Source organism: Streptomyces sp. NBC_00358 (genome assembly GCF_036099295.1).
Taxonomy (GTDB): Bacteria; Actinomycetota; Actinomycetes; order Streptomycetales; family Streptomycetaceae; genus Streptomyces.
The window spans coordinates 245340-260711 of record NZ_CP107976.1 but is presented as its reverse complement, the minus strand read 5'-3'; the positions used below and the strand labels follow the sequence as shown (position 1 = coordinate 260711).

Genomic DNA, 15372 nt, shown 5'->3' with positions numbered 1-15372 from the left:
GAAACAGAACCGGCGCCCGTCATGTGACGGGCGCCGGTCTGTGGGAAAAAAACCTGCCGGGTCCGGCCGTCAGGGAAGCAGCGTGGTCGAGCGCAGGGCGTAGTGGTCGGAGCCCCCACTGTTGGTGGAGACCGCGCAGGACGTGTGGCCGGCGCCGAAGATGTAGTCGATCTTCGAGTTGTTGGCGGTGTTCTGGCCGTCGCGGGCGCTGGTTGTGTCCTGGAGCTGGGCGCACTCGCGGTAGGTGTTGTAGACGGGGTCCAGGACCTGGGAGCCGTCCCGGCCCCGGGCCGGCGGGTTGACGTTCAGGTCGCCGCCGAACACCACGCGGTAGCCGGTCTTCGTGGCCTTCTGCTCGTCCGTCGTCAGCTCGTCCCGCTGGTACCCGTGGTACGTCCAGGTGGGGTCGTCATAGTTCGTGCCGCCGGTGCTGAAGTGCGCGCCGCAGTACATCACGGCCTTGGAGGTGATGGCCGCGCACAGGTCGGCCCGCTGCTCGACGACGTACGGGTTGCCGGACACATCCGTGGCCGTGTCCGGGGAGTTCAGGATGTGCGCCTGGTACCAGGTGTTCTCGTCCGGCACTGCGACGCTGACGCCGTAGGCGCCCCGGTTGCCGTACCCGGTGGCGTCAGCGCACTCCTTCTGCGCGAGGACGGCCGCGCCGCCGTCCGTGGTGACGTTGTAGTAGATCGGCGCGAACCTGACGTCCCAGCCGGTGCCGGTGCGGTTCTCCAGCGCCGTCTCGATCGGCTTGGCGAACTTCTCGCAGGACTCCTCGAAGGAGAGCGCGTCGGGGGTGTAGGTGGAGCCGACGTCGTTGAGCTGGCCGATGACCTCGTCGGCCATGTGGTCGGGCGTGGAATGGTCGTTGCCGCAGGTGTCGTTCCGGTCCCCGCACAGGTTCCAGGTCATGAACTTGACCGAGGTGGAGGTGGGGGCCGCCGGGGCCGGCGGAGTCGTCCAGTGCGCGTAGTCGTCCTTCACGGCGCCCACGTGGCTGCTGGAGTCGGTGACTGGCACCAGCCGGAATTTCTCCCAGGTGCCGAGGGAGGTGGCCGTGGTCCGGGCCCGCAGCACCTCATGGTCGGGGTAGGCGCCCAGCTCGGCGGCGACGTACGCGCCGGCGTTCCCCGAGTACAAGGAGTAGTAGGCGCCGCTCGTGTCGGTGCCCTTGTATTCGAGCTTGAAGCCTTCCCAGGAGCCGATGTGGTCGCCCTGTGCGCGGAGCTTCTCGCTGTTGTTGGCGTCCGCGCTGACGAACAGGCCGTTGCTCTCGGCGCGCAGGCTGATCTGCGTGCCCTTGTCGTCGGTGTGCAGCGTGAACCGCTCGGAGGCGGTGATCGACGTGGCATTGGCGTAGAGCTTGGCGTACTCGCCACCCGAGCCGGTGTCGGGGGCGGAGACGTACTTGCCGTTCCCGACGTTCAGCAGCGCCCACTTCTGGCCCGCGGACTTGGCCAGCTGATCGGACAACGTGCTGGCGCTCGCGGGCGCGGGCCACTGCCACTGGATCCAGATGGTCAAACTGAACAGTGCGGCCAGTACGGCCACGAGTCTGCGCATGGAAGTCCCTCCCCGGTCTCACGGCGCGCTCCCCGCGCACCGCTTGGGCTTTTGATTCGAAGCGCAGACACTACAACACCGGATGATCTTGCAAGGGGTCGTGCAACGCACGAACCCCGCACGTCCCTGAAGAGGTGGGGTGGGTCTGCTGCACGATCGGGTGACATCTGAACTGGCTTGCCCTGTGGGGCGGGTGGGAAGGATGAAGTCATCGTGGACAGCATCGCAGCGACCACCACCCGCACCGGGCTGAAAGTAGAAGCCGAACTCGACACCCGCACCTACGACACCGGGGTGAAGGTCACCGATGCCGAGATCGACGCACTGGCCATGAGCAGGCACCGCTTCCACGGCGACTGGAACTACACGCTCCACCCCGGCGATCCCCATCCGGCCCCACTTCCTGGGACGGAAACCGAGACCGCCGCAACCGCCCGGCCGACTCCATCCTCGGACGGCGTTGACGCCCACGCTCTGCGCGATCCGGAGTTGACCGGCATGAACGTTGCCCAACTCGACTCTCTGGTTGCTGTGTTGATCCCCGCGCTCGCGCAACGACGCGAGCCGACCCGCCACGAGCGTCGGGGCGGCAAGCGCCGACGGACACGAGGCGCGGGTGCCGAAGACAAGCTCTCCGACGCAGACCGGATCCTGGCCACACCGTGCTCTGCCTCCGCAAGATCGGCACCCACGACCTGCTCGCCCGGCTCTTTGGCGTCACCGGAAGCATCCTCACACGAGCCGTCCAGGCAGCACGTCCCCTCCTGGCCGGGCACGGTCACGCGATCCACCCCTCAACCGCCAGATTCCGCACCCCGACAGACGTGGCCGCCCACCTCGACCAGTACGGAACCCACCCCCCCGAAGAAGATCAAACCCGCATGTCAATTCTCTGCGAGCCCTTAGCGTGCGGAAGGTTCCGCCCCGTACTGCGGCGGTCAACGACCGCGCAATCCAGTGGGGAGCGGCATGTCCACGCTCACCACGAACAGGGCAAACGCTGCCTGATGCGGCACCAACCACGCCGGGGAGCCGTCCGCGGGACACGGCTTCGGGGCGTCAGGTCGGTGGGTCTGCCGAGGCGTACCGGGACTCCGGGGGAGTACAGGACGCTGACCGGTGGCCCGTCGGGAGCCGGGAGTCCGGCCGCCGCGAGGAGGTTCTCCTCGCAGGTGATCAGCTCCGCGCGGTGGAGCGGCCACCGCGGATGGTCGTTGGCGAGGTAGCCGGTCCCGCGGGAGAAGGCGTTGTGCATGCCCCAGCGGGCTGTGAGGAAATGCTCCAACTCTGTTGGCTCCGATATGGGTTGGCCGACTCTGGCGACGATGCGGCTCCGCGCCCGGGCGGTTCCGGGCCGACGCCGAGAACTCCTGTACGTGATGGTGTCACCGTCCGCTCGTATGTCCATGCGGGACCACAGGTACGGGAGCCGGAAGCCGAGGCGTCCCAGGAGCACCGGCACGAGCCGCGAGGCGTCCATGGACCGGAAGACGACCCCGCGGCGGCCGTACGCGTCGACCGAGTAGAGACGCACGTTGGTCTCCGGGAAGGAGCCGAAGTACGGCACCCCGGGGAGCCGGAGCCAGCTCACCTTTTCCATCCGGAAGGCGACGAGGCCGGCGTAGGTGACCCCGTCGTACGTGTCCGCGGTGAGCCCGTGCGGCAGCAGTGGGGCCACGACGGCGGGATCGACGGCCCAGTGGATGAAGGTGAGGTCGAGCCACCGCTGGGTGAGGAGCGGACTGCGCACCTCGGCCGGCGCCTCAGGCGTGATGCGCATGGGGTGCACCCCACCAAGGGTGCCAGATGGCGTACGGGAGGCGGGTGGGACGCCCGGAGCGGTGGTGACCGTCACCGGTCCGGGCGTCCCCCCTCGTGCGTGCCGTCCGGTGAACCACGAAGGCGGGCTTCAGCCGTGCAGCGGGACTCTGTGGCCGCCGACCGGTGAGGACGGCCACCGCAGGTGTGCGCCTGTCATACGGGCGATGAGGCGCAGATGGACGCCGGTGTTGCCGACGTACCAGAGCGAGCGCTCCGCCCGGGTCCAGACGTACGCCGGTACGCCTGCGTCCAGGAGGGTCATCAGGCGGGGTTCTTCGAGCGTCGCGGCCGCGAGCGCGTACAGCGCCGGCAGTCTGGGGGCGATCACACCGTAGTCGAGCATCCGGGCCAGCGGGTGTTCTTCGAGGATGGTGTCCTCGGTGGTCAGCGTGACGGGGTACACCGACGGGAAGGACCGGCCGAGGTCGAGGAACCACTTCACGGTCCCGTAACGGGGATCCACCAGCCGGGGCCCGAGCCGGGCCAGCCGCCCCAGCATGAGCCGCGGCCGCACGAGCATGGCGTGGGTGAACAGGACCCGGAGCAGGGCGACGTTCATCATGAACCGTTCCACCTGCGATTCCGGCGCGGCCAGGTCCTCGTGGCGCAGGTAGCCGGCGACGATGCTGGCGTTGTGGGCGCGGTACCAGGCGGCGGGCGACGGCTTGCGGATGCAGTCCACCCAGTACTCGACGCTTCTGGCGCTCGCCTGCCCCGGGGCACCGCCGCACAGCAGGCCCGCCTCCACCTTGTCCCGGAGAAGCCCCTCGTTCACGGACCGCCACCAGGCGCTGCCCGGGCGCGCGCCGGACTCTGTGGCGAGCACTCCGCGTGCGGCGGACCACCGCAGAAAGCTCAGCTCGGCGTGACCGTACCGGCGCAGCGGCTCGGAGGAGTGCGCGTAGAACTCCTGCGCCAGCGCGAGGCGTGCGGCCACATCGTCCCGGACCAGCGCGATCCGTCGCTCGGCTCGAAAGGCTGCCACGGACATGAGGTGTGCGCCCGTCGACGTGCACCGCGCATGTCGGCTGGGGCGGTCGATACCTGCCTGCCGCTCCTGCCTTTTCCGCGAATGACAGGTTGCGAGCTCGCGGAAATCTGGCCATGGTCGCTGAAGGTGATCAATTGATCACGTAATGCGACCTGGAGAAGACATGCTCAGACGTCAACTCAGCCCCGTGGCCTTGGCTGTGCCGATTGTTGCTGTGCTCGGCATGGGAAGCGCGGCAAGTGCGGACCCCCAGGTGTCCATCCCCTGTGATGTCACCGCGCTCAACAACGCGATCGTCGCCGCGAACAACAACACCGGGCCGCACACCATCCGGCTCGCGCCCAAATGCGTGTACAACGTCACGACTCCAGCGTCGACCGGAGGGCTCGGCCCCAACGCCCTGCCGCAGATCACGGGCACCGTCACCCTGCTGGGTCACAACACCACCATCCGACGGGACCCCGACGTCGCCGATGGCTTCCGCATCGCGGAGATCGACGGTCCCAATGGGCGCCTGACCGTCGACGGCGTCACAGCGACCGGTGGCGGCTACCTCGACTACGCCGGCACCTACCTGCCCACCGACGGAGGGACGCTCATCCTCCGGCACAGCACGGTGACCAACAGCACGGCAAACCAAGGGGGCGCCATTTTCGTCAACCAGGGCAGCACCCTCGAAGTCCATGACAGCACCCTGCGGGACAGCGCGGCACAGCAGGGAGGCGCCATCTACAACGGGCCGCGCAGCACCACCCTGCTCGACAACACCAAAGTGGAGGGGAATCAGGCTACGCAACTTGGGGGTGGCATCTTCACCGCCGGGGTCTCTCTGACCATCAAGAAGTCGTACATCGGCGCCAATCGCGCCTTCGGGCAGGGCGGCGGAATCTACAACGACCGCGCCCCGTTGGACGTCTCCTCGACGACCATCGCCGACAATCGCGCAGGCCAGATTGGCGGCGGTATCGTCAATTACGGCAGCACTACGCTGACGAAAACAGTGGTGCAGCACAACAGCGCGCTCAACGGCGGCGGCATCTGGCAAGCGCCGTCCCCCAGCGTCCTGAACCTCGTCAACAGCCGGATCGTCGACAACACCCCCAACAACTGCCGGCCTGTCGGCTCGGTGGCCAGCTGCACGTCCTGACCGCGGATCCGGCACATCGACGGTGCGGCCCTCGGTGATCGGTGATCCGGGGGAGAGGATAGAGGGGCGGAGCTGTGGACTCCCGCCCTTTGCGCCCCATGACCTGGGTCGATGCCCCAAGATCCCGTCCACGCCTCGTCCACAGACCCCGACATACGGCGGCTTCGGGCGGCATCTACCTGCACATACGCGAAGACCCCGGCCTCAGCGATTCCGCTGGTGACGGGGTCTTTGGGCACCTCGTAAGGAGTGCCCCCGGCAGGATTCGAACCTGCGCACACGACTCCGGAGCACAATCAGAGTTCGGCTTGCGAATGGACCCTGACCAGCAGGTTCCTTGATCCCCGGAGGTATGTGGTGCCCTCCTGTATCGCAGATAGTGCGAAGTCGGGAAGTCGCCTCCGGCTCCTGCGCCGATTGAAGAGGTCGGCTCCGCCGACGGGCTGTAACAGCCGATCGGGTGTTACAGCCGTCTGTGACCGGACAGCCCGGACACAGCAACCCTGAGCTGTCCGGGCTGTTTGTGCAGATGAGGGCCATAACCGGACGGTCGGACACCTGGGACACCCGTGTTCGGAGTCGCGGTACGCGTCCGATCAAGCGCCGTCGATTCGGTCGAGCAGAGCCTGAGCCTCGACTGTGCGGCGATAGTCCGGGCCGAATGAGGCCAGACAGGCATCGTGAGCAGCTGCGGCCTGAACGCGAGCCTCGATGCGGCGGCGTAGTCCCAGGAGGGCGGTGGCTATGGCCAGCTCGATGGCGCCGATCGCTGGCCTGCCCTCCGCGGGCAGGCTGCGGCGCAGCTCACGGGCGCGCTCCGCCTCGGCGAGGGCCTCTTCGTAGCGGGCTTGGCCGTTGAGGCTGCGTGCCAGGCCGATCCTCAATGCCAGAGTCAGCCGGTCCGGTTCGGGATAGGCGGCCAGGATATCGCGGGCGCGTGCCTCGGCCTCCGGGTGGCGCTCCTGCGCGCTGAGAGCGAAGACCAGCCCGTTGCTGGCCGCCCTTTCTACGGTTTGCAGCTCCCCTGTACCGCCGCTCGCGGTCTGGGCGACGGCCTCACACTCTGCCTCGCACTCGGCGTACCGACCGAGCTCGGCCAGCGTCTGGGCGCGGTCGGAGCGCAGTTTCAGGGTCTGCCAGTGATCGGCTCCGAAAGACTCTCCGACGATCGGCAGCACTTCGTCGTATATGGCGAGAGCGTCGGCGTGGCGGCCCTGGGCGCCCGTCGCGTTTGCGGTGATGCTCAGTGCCAGCGGCGTGTACGTGTCATCGTGGGGCAGTGACCGGGCCACGGCACGAGCCTCGGTCACCGCCACTGCGTAGCGCCCGGCCATGTACAGGGCCATGGTCCGCGACACAGGGGGTTCAGTCGTCCGCTTGGCGCGCGATCGGAAGAGTCTCATGGCCGGCGGATATGGATACTGCGCGTGGTGTTGGGCGACGGGGCGGGAATGGTCGGCAGCACCGGATGGGCCAACTGGCGTGCGCGGCGGCCACCTGGCGTGCTCAGCCAACTGAGTTCGCTACTGCGGCAGGAATCCGGGCTTCTCTTGTCCAAGCGCGCGCAGACGTGCCAGATACTCCTGAGCGGCTGGCTCAGAGCTGTGGCGACGCATCATCTCGGCAGCGAGTTCGCGGCACTATCGAGTCAAGTTGCTGCGGATCTGTCCCCGGGTAGTCCAGACGCCGGCAATCCCCACCGTGCCGCTCACCAGCTTTGACGCGGCGTCAGCAGATGTCCAGAGCAGTTGATGTTGATGGCGCAACTTCGGCTTTGTCGAAGCCCCGCGCCGCGAGCGCCTGCTGTGCGCCCTTGTGGGGAGCCTAACCGTGCGTCACCGTCGGAGTTTGGCAGTTGCCTCTGACGGTGCCGTGAGTACGAGGGGGAACGAGATGGGGGACCTGAGCGCAAGCTCGTTATGGTCGCGGAGCGTTTTCGGCGAGCTGGCCGTGCCGTTGTCGAAGCTGATCCCGGAGTGCATCGGCAGGGCCCATGAGCGGGCTCGGGACGGCCACCGGGGCGTAGGTACGCAGACCCTGGAGGCGTACGGACACGGTCTTCACGCTTCACAATACGAGGAGCTGGCAGCAGGGCTCGCGGATCTTCCAGGCGTCACGGCGGTGCGCCTGCAAGCGCGCACGGTGATGGTTGTGGCCGGACATGTGCTCTATCCGATCCGGTACGCCAAACGGGACGTACCTGTCACGGTGGCGCGACTCCGTCGTGCAGTTGGCCTTCGAGCTGATCTGATTCGGCGCCACGGTCCCGAACCCATGCAGGAGGAATTGGATCTCGGGCTTGAAGAGCTGCAAGAGCAGGAGTTCCACAAAGACCTGGGTCAGCTCGACCCGGATGCCGGCCTGATACTCCTGGCCTACGCGTGTGCCATGGGTACCGGGGTCATGCGCCTTGAGTGGGGGGACGCAGAACTGCGCCGCGGAGACCGCCATCTGCTGTGGCATCACCACGAGCCGCTTGCCCTGCCTGACGCTCGACGGTCGGCCTAGCTCGTGCCTCCGTGCCCAGGCGTTGGAGCAGGTGCTTAGCAGGCGCTTGGTGTGTCGAGTGAGGCACTACCTCTGACCTACGCCGCCCCCGCCCCGACTCCCAGTCGGCCAGACCTCGACACGCATTCGACAGGGCCCGGGGTTCGCTACGGCCGCCGGTAGACCTCGGGGTCAACTCCCGCCTCGGGCTTCCTGGAGAAGGTCACATAGACGGGGTACTCGGAATCGCCCACCTGCATGAGGGCGAAGTGATCCACATCGTGGTTGGCGAACCGGTGCAGATACTGGAGGAACAACTCCAACTCCGCTTTGGACAGTGGCTCGTCGTGCCGCTCATTGCGCATGCATGCACGATACGAGCCCAGGGTCGCAGGGCCCGCGCGGAACCGTCCCGCTACGGTTGGACGCCGCAGCCGGGGCGGACGAAGCCGACCGGATTCGAACCGGCGTCCTCGCGATTTTGGAGACCGCGCGCGACTACCTCTGCGCTACGACTTCGCCCGGCAGGGATCCTAGTCCCGCTGGCCATGCGCGAGGCGTACAGGCGCTCTCCGACTGGGCTTTGGGTTTCGTCGAAGAGGTCCAGGATGCCGAGGAGGAATCGGAGCCCGCGCCGGCCGAAGCGCGCCACTTCAGCACGTACAAGACCTGGGACGTGCTTCGCTTCCTGATGGCGCGTGCCGACTTCCCTGTGAACGTGATCCACGGTGAGGAGCCGTTCGCCGAGGATGAGGACTGGGTGTACGGGCCTCCGAGGTACCTGCGGCCTGAGCGGGTCCGCCTCGCAACGGAAGCCTTGCGAGGCACCACCTATGCCCAGCTGATTAGTGGGGTGAACGCCGCTGAACTGACCAGTGCCGAGGTGTATCCACTCGGATGGAGTGAGCCCGGCTCGCTGGAGTGGGGGCGCCCCTGGTACGACGACCTCACACAGTTCTTCGAGGCTGCTGTCAGGGCGGACGACGCGATGCTCGTCTGGCTGGACTGACGGACCGCGACGGCGGGGACCTTGGCTTGGGAAGCTTGGGTCTTCTGGAGGCGGAACTTGTTTTGACCTGCGTGAATCTGGACCCAGTACCGCAGGGTTGCCGCCTTGCTCCCCGTGGTTCCCCGTGGTTCTCCGCGAGACGTGGCACGCTTCTGGCGCGTCCGCGCAGTGGCCAGCCCGCTGTCGGCCAGGAGCGCGACTGTTACTCGTCTCTAAGATGCAGGTCATGGGGACTACTGATTCCGCACCGCTCATACGCGCTTGTTGGCTCTCATGGCTCGCGGTTGCGTCCGCCGATCAGGCGGAAGTGGTGGAAGTCCTCGGCTTGACGGATGTACGGGAGACCACTTGGGCTGATGGCGTGGAACTTATCGACGAGGTGGCGCACGACGAGGAGGAGCCGTTCTCCACCGTCGTCGTTACTCCACCCATGCAGGGGTGGACTCTGGTCGTCGGGCCGTACTTCGGGCTGCCCTATCCAGAGCAGACTGCGCACATCACCGACTTGTGCCGAGAGCTGAGCGCCCGCTTCGGCAAAGCCCAACTGTTCTTCCACAGTGAGCAGAACGACGGGGAAGCGTGGCTGATCGCCGAAGGGGGACGGATCCTCCGCCGTTGGATCAGTGAGTACCCAGAGCTCGCCCTGGGCGAGCCGGTCGGTGTTGAGCGGCGGCTCCTCGACGCCTACGGCATCACGGGCAAACCCGAGGATCTCGACCCCAACAGTGACCTGGCCACCGACTGGGCAGCGACCTGGGGGGATTGCTGGGCCACGACGGTTGCGGAGGAATGCAGCATCAACCCCACCACAGCCGTCACACGTGCGGGCAGGCTGCTGGTCGCAGCTGTTCCGTCCTTCGAGTAGCCGCACCGTCCGCCTCGAAGAAGTTGCCGCTGACCACCGCTTTAGATCGTCGCCTTCGCCCAGTTCCGCCTCGCCCGCCCCTGGCCACCGACCTTCGTCGGCCCTGGGAGAAGCCGACCCCGCCAAACAAGCTCACGCCCGCCCGGGTCCGTAGAGGGTTCAGAAACATGCGCACAAAGACCGGCTCCCCGGCTGGTGCACCGAAACTTTCCCGTCCGGGTCCGGGCCGGCCACCAGGATCGAAGAACCAGCGATCGGCACCCCGCCATGACGTCGGGCGGGTCCTCGCCACCGGTGAGGCGTACGCCCGGCCAGCCCACCACAAGGTCGGCACCAAACCCCGCCGCGACGCCTGAACTTCTGCCCGCGCGAACCTCCAGGAAGCCCACGAGGTTGGATAGCTCCATGGTGCGACGAGAGCGTGCGACGAAGAGACGGCCTCCCTTCGGCATGCCGAGAGGCATCGTCCTGCTGGCGACGCCGGAAGGCTGGCGCCACAGTGTTCTCACCGAGGAAGGCGGGATGCTCTGCGGACGCCTTGCCGACGTGGCGACCAACACCGACCCAGCCGAGGCACAGGCCGCCGTGGCTGCCATGGTGGTGGGACTCGCACACGACTTCCACCAAGCTGACGTCGATGTGACCTGGGATCCGCCCCGGGAACCCGGGTCCTGGACAGCTCAGGTCACCGTTGCCGCGACCCCGCCAAGCGCCTGAAGTTAAACGACAAGCTCAGGGCGTGGTGTGAAAGTGCTGACGGGTCGGACAAGGTGATGCCCAGGTCCGGCCCGTCCGCTCGTCTCTACAGGTCGAGCTGATACTGCAGTGTCGTGTGCGTGGGCACGTAGCCGAGGCTGTCGCTGATGTGTCTCATGTGCGCGTTGCTGTCGGCAGTGTCGGTCAGGAGGCCGCCGAGGTCTGGATAGCGCCCGCGGGTTTGTCGGATCGACTCAGCCTTCATCCATCGGCCGAGACCGTGTCCGCGGTGCTCGGGCAGGACGCCGGTGCCGTAGTGCTGGCCATCACCCGTGCCATTGCCGGGGACGACGAGTTCGGTGAACCCGGCGATCGAGTCATCGCAGGTGTCGATGGCGACGACAGTGTGCAACTGGTCACCGCGCTGTTCGACGGCCTTCGCCGCAGCCCGGACCTGGTCCACGTCCCAGGCCACGGTGCCGTAGTCGGTGTCTTCCATGGGCATGTCGTCCATGGCCCGGCGTGAGGCGGCAAACGTCTGGGCGAGGGTGTCAGGGACGGTTCCCTGCCATGACGTCAGCCGGTAGCCGGGATGCGGACGCTCGATGATCTCGGCGAGGGCGATGGCGTCCACATCGGCCAGTGGCAAGCGGGCGAACCTCAGGGTGAGCACCTTGCGGAAGCCGCGGGCCGGCAGGAAGTGGGCGCCGGGCGATCCGGCCTGGGCCTGCGCGCTGACGCAGCGTCGGTCGTTGTCCCGGGCGGCGGCCACGGCGGTGTCGAGGAGCCGGGAGCCGACGCCCTTGCGGCGCTCCACGGGATGAGCATGGAGGGTCAGTTCGGCCAGGTGTGCTTGTCCGCCATCGAACAGGCGAAGAAAGGCCGTCCCGACGGGGATGGAATCGGCGTCGGACGCCAACCATGCAAGGCGTCGGCTGTGTGCCCCGCGAGCAGGGTCGGTCAGTGGGGTGATGCGAAAGGACAAGGTGTCTCCGTCGTGAGGAGGTGGCAAAGGTCAGTACGCGGGCTCAACTGCTGGGCACTCCTGCGCATGTGCTCCACACCTCCTCGTCGACAGCGCCGGTCCGGATCAACATGGACGGCTGGGAGAACTTAGCCGGCCTGTCGGTTCCTCGGCAAAGGGTTAACCGAAGGCTCGTGCGGCCATGGGGTCACGGCCACTCATGGATGGCGGCGACCAGCACGGTTGCTTCGTAGCGAACGGCAAGTGTGTCGCATCTCGTGGCCACGGTCCGGTGGCGCTTGAGGCGAGTGATCCCGCATTCGACTGCGTGCCGCTCGCGGTAGTCGGCCAGGTCGAAGCGCGGCCGTCGGCCTCCGCGGGAGCCAAGCTTCTTACGGTTGCGGACCTGGTCCTTCTTCTCCGGGATCGTGCACCGGATCCCACGTCGGCGCAGGTAGGCACGGTTCTTCCGGGAGCCGTACGCCTTGTCGCCGCGCACTCTGTCCGGCCGTTTGCGTGGACGCCCCAGACCCTGCCGTGGCACCCGGATGTTCTCCAGGACCGGTTCGAACTGCGGGGAATCCCCGCGCTGCCCCCGCCGTGACCATAATCGGCATGGGCTTCTGCCCCTGCTCGACCGCGAGATGGCCCCTGGTGATCAGACCACCTCGCGAGCGCCCGAAACCGTGGTCGTCCGGCTCGACCTCGACACCGCCGAGCGGCTCCTTCTGAAGATCCCCCTTGACCGCTCCGGCGGAGTACTGGTGGGCGCGACAGATTGTCGAGGTGCCCGAGGGGTACGGGCCGTGAGATCGGGTCTATGACCTGTTCCGGCGCTGTCAGCGCGACGACACGTGGAAGCGAGCCTTCACCGAACTACAGGCTCAGGCGGACGCGAAAGACCAGCAACGCACACGGTGGACCGCCCAGGCCAAGCGAGAGACCGCTTCGACTGCATCGCATCCCGCAACGCGAGCGGAACTGCACAGTCGGCTTTTCAGGAGGAGACACGAGTCGTCCACCTCCCTCTGATCAGGGGGAGGAGAAGGACGGCCGTCGCCGAGCCCGCATCACTGCCATCCGGCGAGAAGCTAAGCGGAGGAACTATCCGTAGTCGGGGACGGAGTCGCTTCCGTCGTAGGCGCTGGGACGATCCCGGTAGAGATGAGTTCCTTTCGCCAGGGCAGGAGCAGCGCGCTCGCCATGCACAGCAGGCCCGCGATGAGCAGGGCGCCACGCACCCCCACAGCGGCGGCGATCAGGCCGCCGGCGAACATGAAGACGGCCTGGCATGTCTTGGAGCCGACGGACCAGGAGGTGCCGACGCGGGACATGAACGCGTTCGGGGTGGCAGCCATGCGGTACGTGGTGAACGACGGGCCGAAGACACCCGCTGAGAAGAGCAGGCCGAAGTCGGCGGCTACGATGACGAACACGCCGAGGGCACCGGAGGGCGCCATGGGCAGAAGGATCGTCCAGAGCGTACGGGCAACACCGGACAGCAGCAGAACGCGACGCTGTCCGAATCGCCGGGTGAGCGGCGGGGTCAGGCGTGACCCCAGCACGCCACCCAGGCACGGCAGTCCCAAGGCCAGTCCGTACTGCCACGGTGCCAGGCCGAGATCATCCAGCATCAAGACTGCCATCAGCGGTGACGTCATCATGATGGATCCGCCAAAAAGAAGGGCGTTGAAGAACAGCGGCCGCAGTCCTGGGTGGCTCAGGAGGTACTGCCAACCGGCAGCAGTGTCACGGCCCAGGTGAGAGGGGGCGGAGCGTTTCGGCGGTGTGGGTTCAGGCTCCCGGATGCGACGGATCCCAAGTGCCGACCCGAGGAAGGACAGTGCGTCGACCACCAGCGTGGCGGTCGCGCCCAGTACCCCGATCAGAAGCCCGCCAACGGGCGGGCCGGCGCTGACGGTGATCCAGCTGGTCGTCTCGAGCAGGCTGTTGGCGCGAAGACGGTGCTCGGACAGGACAAGTGCCTGCAGATGCGCTCCACTCGCCGCATCGAACGCGACAGACGCCGCGGTCTGGAGAACGCCGACCACACACAGTTGAGTGAAGGTCAGCCTGTCGAAAGCCAGGGCGACCGGAATGCTTGCCAGAACCGCGCAGCGGACCAGGTCGGCGCTGATCATGACCGGCCGCTTGTACTGGCGCTCGATACGCACACAGAGCGGCAGAGCGATCACCCCACTGGCCACCGCGGACAACGCAGCGAGCACAGAGACCTGAAACGCCGAGGAATCCAGCACCAGGAGGGCAATCAGCGGCAACGCCCCCATCCCGACGGCGCTGCCCGCCGCGCTGACCACGTAGGCGAACCACAGCCGCCGGAAGTCCTGCCCGAGCGTACTTTGCCGTACCAACCGATCCTCCGAAGCGTGGAAGCGGTCAGCGTAGTCACTCGGTTCACCCGCCACCCATGATCAAGCCATCATCAGGCGTACCTCAGGGCTGAGATCAGAGGAAGAGTCCCTGACGGGCCTTCTTGCTCAGGAAAACGGCAGCCGTGGAACAAGTGCTCTGCGCCAGTATCCAAGAAGCTCGGACGCTGCCTTCATCTGAACTACCGAAATCATTGCCGATGTCCGTCCCAGGGATCTGTGGCATTGGTCGCGGCCGCTTGTCGCCTCACGCGGTCCGGCGTTCAAGTGAGCCGGAAACGTCAACGAGCATCGCGAGTGTTTCCGGTCGGGGACCAGCCACTTGTGGAGTGTGCGGATCGAGTCGACCGACCAAGGGCACCGCCGACGCTGCGTAGTTGCCGTCTACGCTCTTGACATGCAGCGCAGCGATGTCAGGAGGGACGACGGCACATGGGTGGGCCTGGCTTTGGACGTTCAGGACCGCCACCAGCCGGAGCTGGGCGTCTTCAGCGCTGGGCCGCGGCTGCTGGTCTCCCAGCTGACGCGGCCTGTGCTGCTCGCCGTTGTCGAAGAGCCCCTCCAGGGCGTGGACTTCTGGCGTACCGACGCATACCGCTCCTTCGTCCCACCGCTGCGCGCCGACATGGGGCGTGCCCTGTCGGGCAGCCCGGAACGGTGGGCACACCGCTTCGCGCAATACCTCAGCGAATCGCCGGGCAGCCCGTTGCACGAGGGCCGATGGCTCCTTTCGTGCGAGAGCCCGCTGCAGCGCCGGCGCCACGCTGCCACTTCGCATGCCGAGTACTGGGGTTCGATGCTCGTCGAGGGCCATCCGGACGGATACATCGACTGGTATTTCCACTCCACATCCTGGGAAGTTCTGCCCCTGCGGCCAATGCCCGATCCCGGCGACAACCGGGTCAAGGCGTACCGCAAGCAGATCCGTGAGGGGACGCTCCCACCCGTTCTGTTGTGGTGGGTCAGTGGCCTGGACTGTCATCTGATCCTGGACGGTCATGCACGACTCGCCGCCGCGATCGCCGAGTCCGTCGAGCCTCCGCTGCTGCAGTTGCACCGCACCGTGCCGCGCGATGACCTGGCCGCACGTATCGATGCCGCTGTGGGCTTCTATGAGTACGAACTGGCACGCTTCGCCGAACTCCGCGCCGTCCATGGTCCCACCGTCCCGGACGGCGCCGCCTCCGCCGGCCCACAGCTCGTCCGCACCCTCCGCCCACCCGGCAGCAGCACAGGGTCGGACACAGGAGTGGCGAGCATCGGTTCCGGCAGTGTCCGGGTCACAGCCCATGCCTTCCACCCGGCCCGCCCGCCGGTAAACCGAGTGCGCGTATGCCCCGGCCACCGGCCCGGCCGCGGCAGGTCAGCGCACTACAGCACCTCGCCGGGGGCCGTGTGCTGAGCCGCACCCTGTTTCGTGGAGTGCCCGGCCTGCC

The 15372-nt window shown here is 67.1% G+C and carries 13 protein-coding genes, 1 tRNA gene and 2 pseudogenes; 7 read left to right on the top strand and 9 right to left on the bottom strand.

Annotated elements, in window-relative coordinates; translation table 11 throughout:
- Positions 1–69 precede the first annotated feature (69 nt).
- Positions 70–1566 (bottom strand): fascin domain-containing protein, encoded by a 1497-nt coding sequence (locus OHT01_RS01300; RefSeq protein WP_328551216.1) that lies wholly within the window; start codon positions 1564–1566, stop codon positions 70–72.
- Between the two features lie 204 nt (positions 1567–1770).
- On the opposite strand from OHT01_RS01300, the pseudogene OHT01_RS01295 reads away from it, so the two are divergent.
- Positions 1771–2408 (top strand): annotated as a pseudogene (locus OHT01_RS01295) (ISAzo13-like element transposase-related protein); the annotation flags it as partial.
- A gap of 137 nt (positions 2409–2545) precedes the next feature.
- On the opposite strand, the gene OHT01_RS01290 reads toward OHT01_RS01295, so the two are convergent.
- Both OHT01_RS01290 and OHT01_RS01285 read right to left on the bottom strand, forming a co-directional pair.
- Entirely contained in the window at positions 2546–3346 is an 801-nt protein-coding gene (locus OHT01_RS01290; protein ID WP_328551215.1) for a YqjF family protein, read from the bottom strand.
- A gap of 129 nt (positions 3347–3475) precedes the next feature.
- Positions 3476–4372 (bottom strand): hypothetical protein, encoded by an 897-nt coding sequence (locus OHT01_RS01285; protein ID WP_328551214.1) that lies wholly within the window; start codon positions 4370–4372, stop codon positions 3476–3478.
- 193 nt (positions 4373–4565) lie between these two features.
- Between OHT01_RS01285 and OHT01_RS01280 the strand changes: the two genes are divergently transcribed.
- The gene (locus OHT01_RS01280) at positions 4566–5525 is read left to right on the top strand and encodes a hypothetical protein (RefSeq protein WP_328551213.1); all 960 of its coding nucleotides are present in this window, start codon (positions 4566–4568) and stop codon (positions 5523–5525) included.
- 596 nt (positions 5526–6121) lie between these two features.
- On the opposite strand, the gene OHT01_RS01275 is transcribed toward OHT01_RS01280, so the two are convergent.
- Positions 6122–6871: a tetratricopeptide repeat protein gene (locus tag OHT01_RS01275; protein ID WP_328551212.1), complete on the bottom strand. Its 750-nt coding sequence runs from the start codon at positions 6869–6871 to the stop codon at positions 6122–6124.
- A gap of 547 nt (positions 6872–7418) precedes the next feature.
- Here OHT01_RS01275 and OHT01_RS01270 point away from each other — a divergent pair.
- Complete coding sequence (locus OHT01_RS01270) at positions 7419–8033, top strand: hypothetical protein (RefSeq protein ID WP_328551211.1); 615 nt, start codon at positions 7419–7421, stop codon at positions 8031–8033.
- Positions 8034–8179: 146 nt separating this feature from the next.
- Here the strand turns inward: OHT01_RS01270 and OHT01_RS01265 are convergent, their stop codons facing one another.
- Both OHT01_RS01265 and OHT01_RS01260 read right to left on the bottom strand, forming a co-directional pair.
- Positions 8180–8377 carry a hypothetical protein gene (locus OHT01_RS01265; RefSeq protein WP_328551210.1) on the bottom strand — a complete coding sequence of 66 codons (198 nt, stop codon included), beginning with the start codon at positions 8375–8377 and terminating at the stop codon, positions 8180–8182.
- A 79-nt stretch (positions 8378–8456) separates the two neighbouring features.
- A tRNA-Trp gene (locus tag OHT01_RS01260) sits at positions 8457–8531 on the bottom strand.
- Here OHT01_RS01260 and OHT01_RS01255 point away from each other — a divergent pair.
- The 3 genes and pseudogenes from OHT01_RS01255 to OHT01_RS01245 all read left to right on the top strand — a co-directional run.
- Positions 8494–9021, top strand: a complete 528-nt coding sequence (locus tag OHT01_RS01255) for a DUF1877 family protein (protein ID WP_328557990.1) — start codon at positions 8494–8496, stop codon at positions 9019–9021. The two genes, OHT01_RS01260 and OHT01_RS01255, sit on opposite strands and share 38 nt — an antisense overlap.
- A 226-nt stretch (positions 9022–9247) precedes the next feature.
- Positions 9248–9886 (top strand): hypothetical protein, encoded by a 639-nt coding sequence (locus OHT01_RS01250; RefSeq protein WP_328551209.1) that lies wholly within the window; start codon positions 9248–9250, stop codon positions 9884–9886.
- A 45-nt stretch (positions 9887–9931) separates the two neighbouring features.
- Positions 9932–10242 (top strand): annotated as a pseudogene (locus OHT01_RS01245) (NF041680 family putative transposase); the annotation flags it as partial.
- A gap of 446 nt (positions 10243–10688) precedes the next feature.
- On the opposite strand, the gene OHT01_RS01240 reads toward OHT01_RS01245, so the two are convergent.
- The 3 genes from OHT01_RS01240 to OHT01_RS01230 form a co-directional block, all read right to left on the bottom strand.
- Positions 10689–11567, bottom strand: coding sequence for a GNAT family N-acetyltransferase (locus OHT01_RS01240; RefSeq protein ID WP_328551208.1), 879 nt, complete (start codon positions 11565–11567; stop codon positions 10689–10691).
- A gap of 187 nt (positions 11568–11754) precedes the next feature.
- Positions 11755–12090 (bottom strand): transposase, encoded by a 336-nt coding sequence (locus tag OHT01_RS01235; protein ID WP_328551207.1) that lies wholly within the window; start codon positions 12088–12090, stop codon positions 11755–11757.
- A gap of 547 nt (positions 12091–12637) precedes the next feature.
- Positions 12638–13972 carry an MFS transporter gene (locus OHT01_RS01230; protein ID WP_328551206.1) on the bottom strand — a complete coding sequence of 445 codons (1335 nt, stop codon included), beginning with the start codon at positions 13970–13972 and terminating at the stop codon, positions 12638–12640.
- A 361-nt stretch (positions 13973–14333) separates the two neighbouring features.
- On the opposite strand from OHT01_RS01230, the gene OHT01_RS01225 reads away from it, so the two are divergent.
- Positions 14334–15338 carry a hypothetical protein gene (locus OHT01_RS01225; protein ID WP_328551205.1) on the top strand — a complete coding sequence of 335 codons (1005 nt, stop codon included), beginning with the start codon at positions 14334–14336 and terminating at the stop codon, positions 15336–15338.
- Positions 15339–15372: the final 34 nt, after the last annotated feature.

Coding starts and splice junctions, on each gene's coding strand:
- OHT01_RS01300 (WP_328551216.1), bottom strand. CDS start 1,566: ATGCGCAGACTCGTGGCCGTACTGGCCGCACTGTTCAGTTTGACCATC.
- OHT01_RS01290 (WP_328551215.1), bottom strand. CDS start 3,346: ATGCGCATCACGCCTGAGGCGCCGGCCGAGGTGCGCAGTCCGCTCCTC.
- OHT01_RS01275 (WP_328551212.1), bottom strand. CDS start 6,871: ATGGCCCTGTACATGGCCGGGCGCTACGCAGTGGCGGTGACCGAGGCT.
- OHT01_RS01270 (WP_328551211.1), top strand. CDS start 7,419: ATGGGGGACCTGAGCGCAAGCTCGTTATGGTCGCGGAGCGTTTTCGGC.
- OHT01_RS01265 (WP_328551210.1), bottom strand. CDS start 8,377: ATGCGCAATGAGCGGCACGACGAGCCACTGTCCAAAGCGGAGTTGGAG.
- OHT01_RS01250 (WP_328551209.1), top strand. CDS start 9,248: ATGGGGACTACTGATTCCGCACCGCTCATACGCGCTTGTTGGCTCTCA.
- OHT01_RS01225 (WP_328551205.1), top strand. CDS start 14,334: ATGCAGCGCAGCGATGTCAGGAGGGACGACGGCACATGGGTGGGCCTG.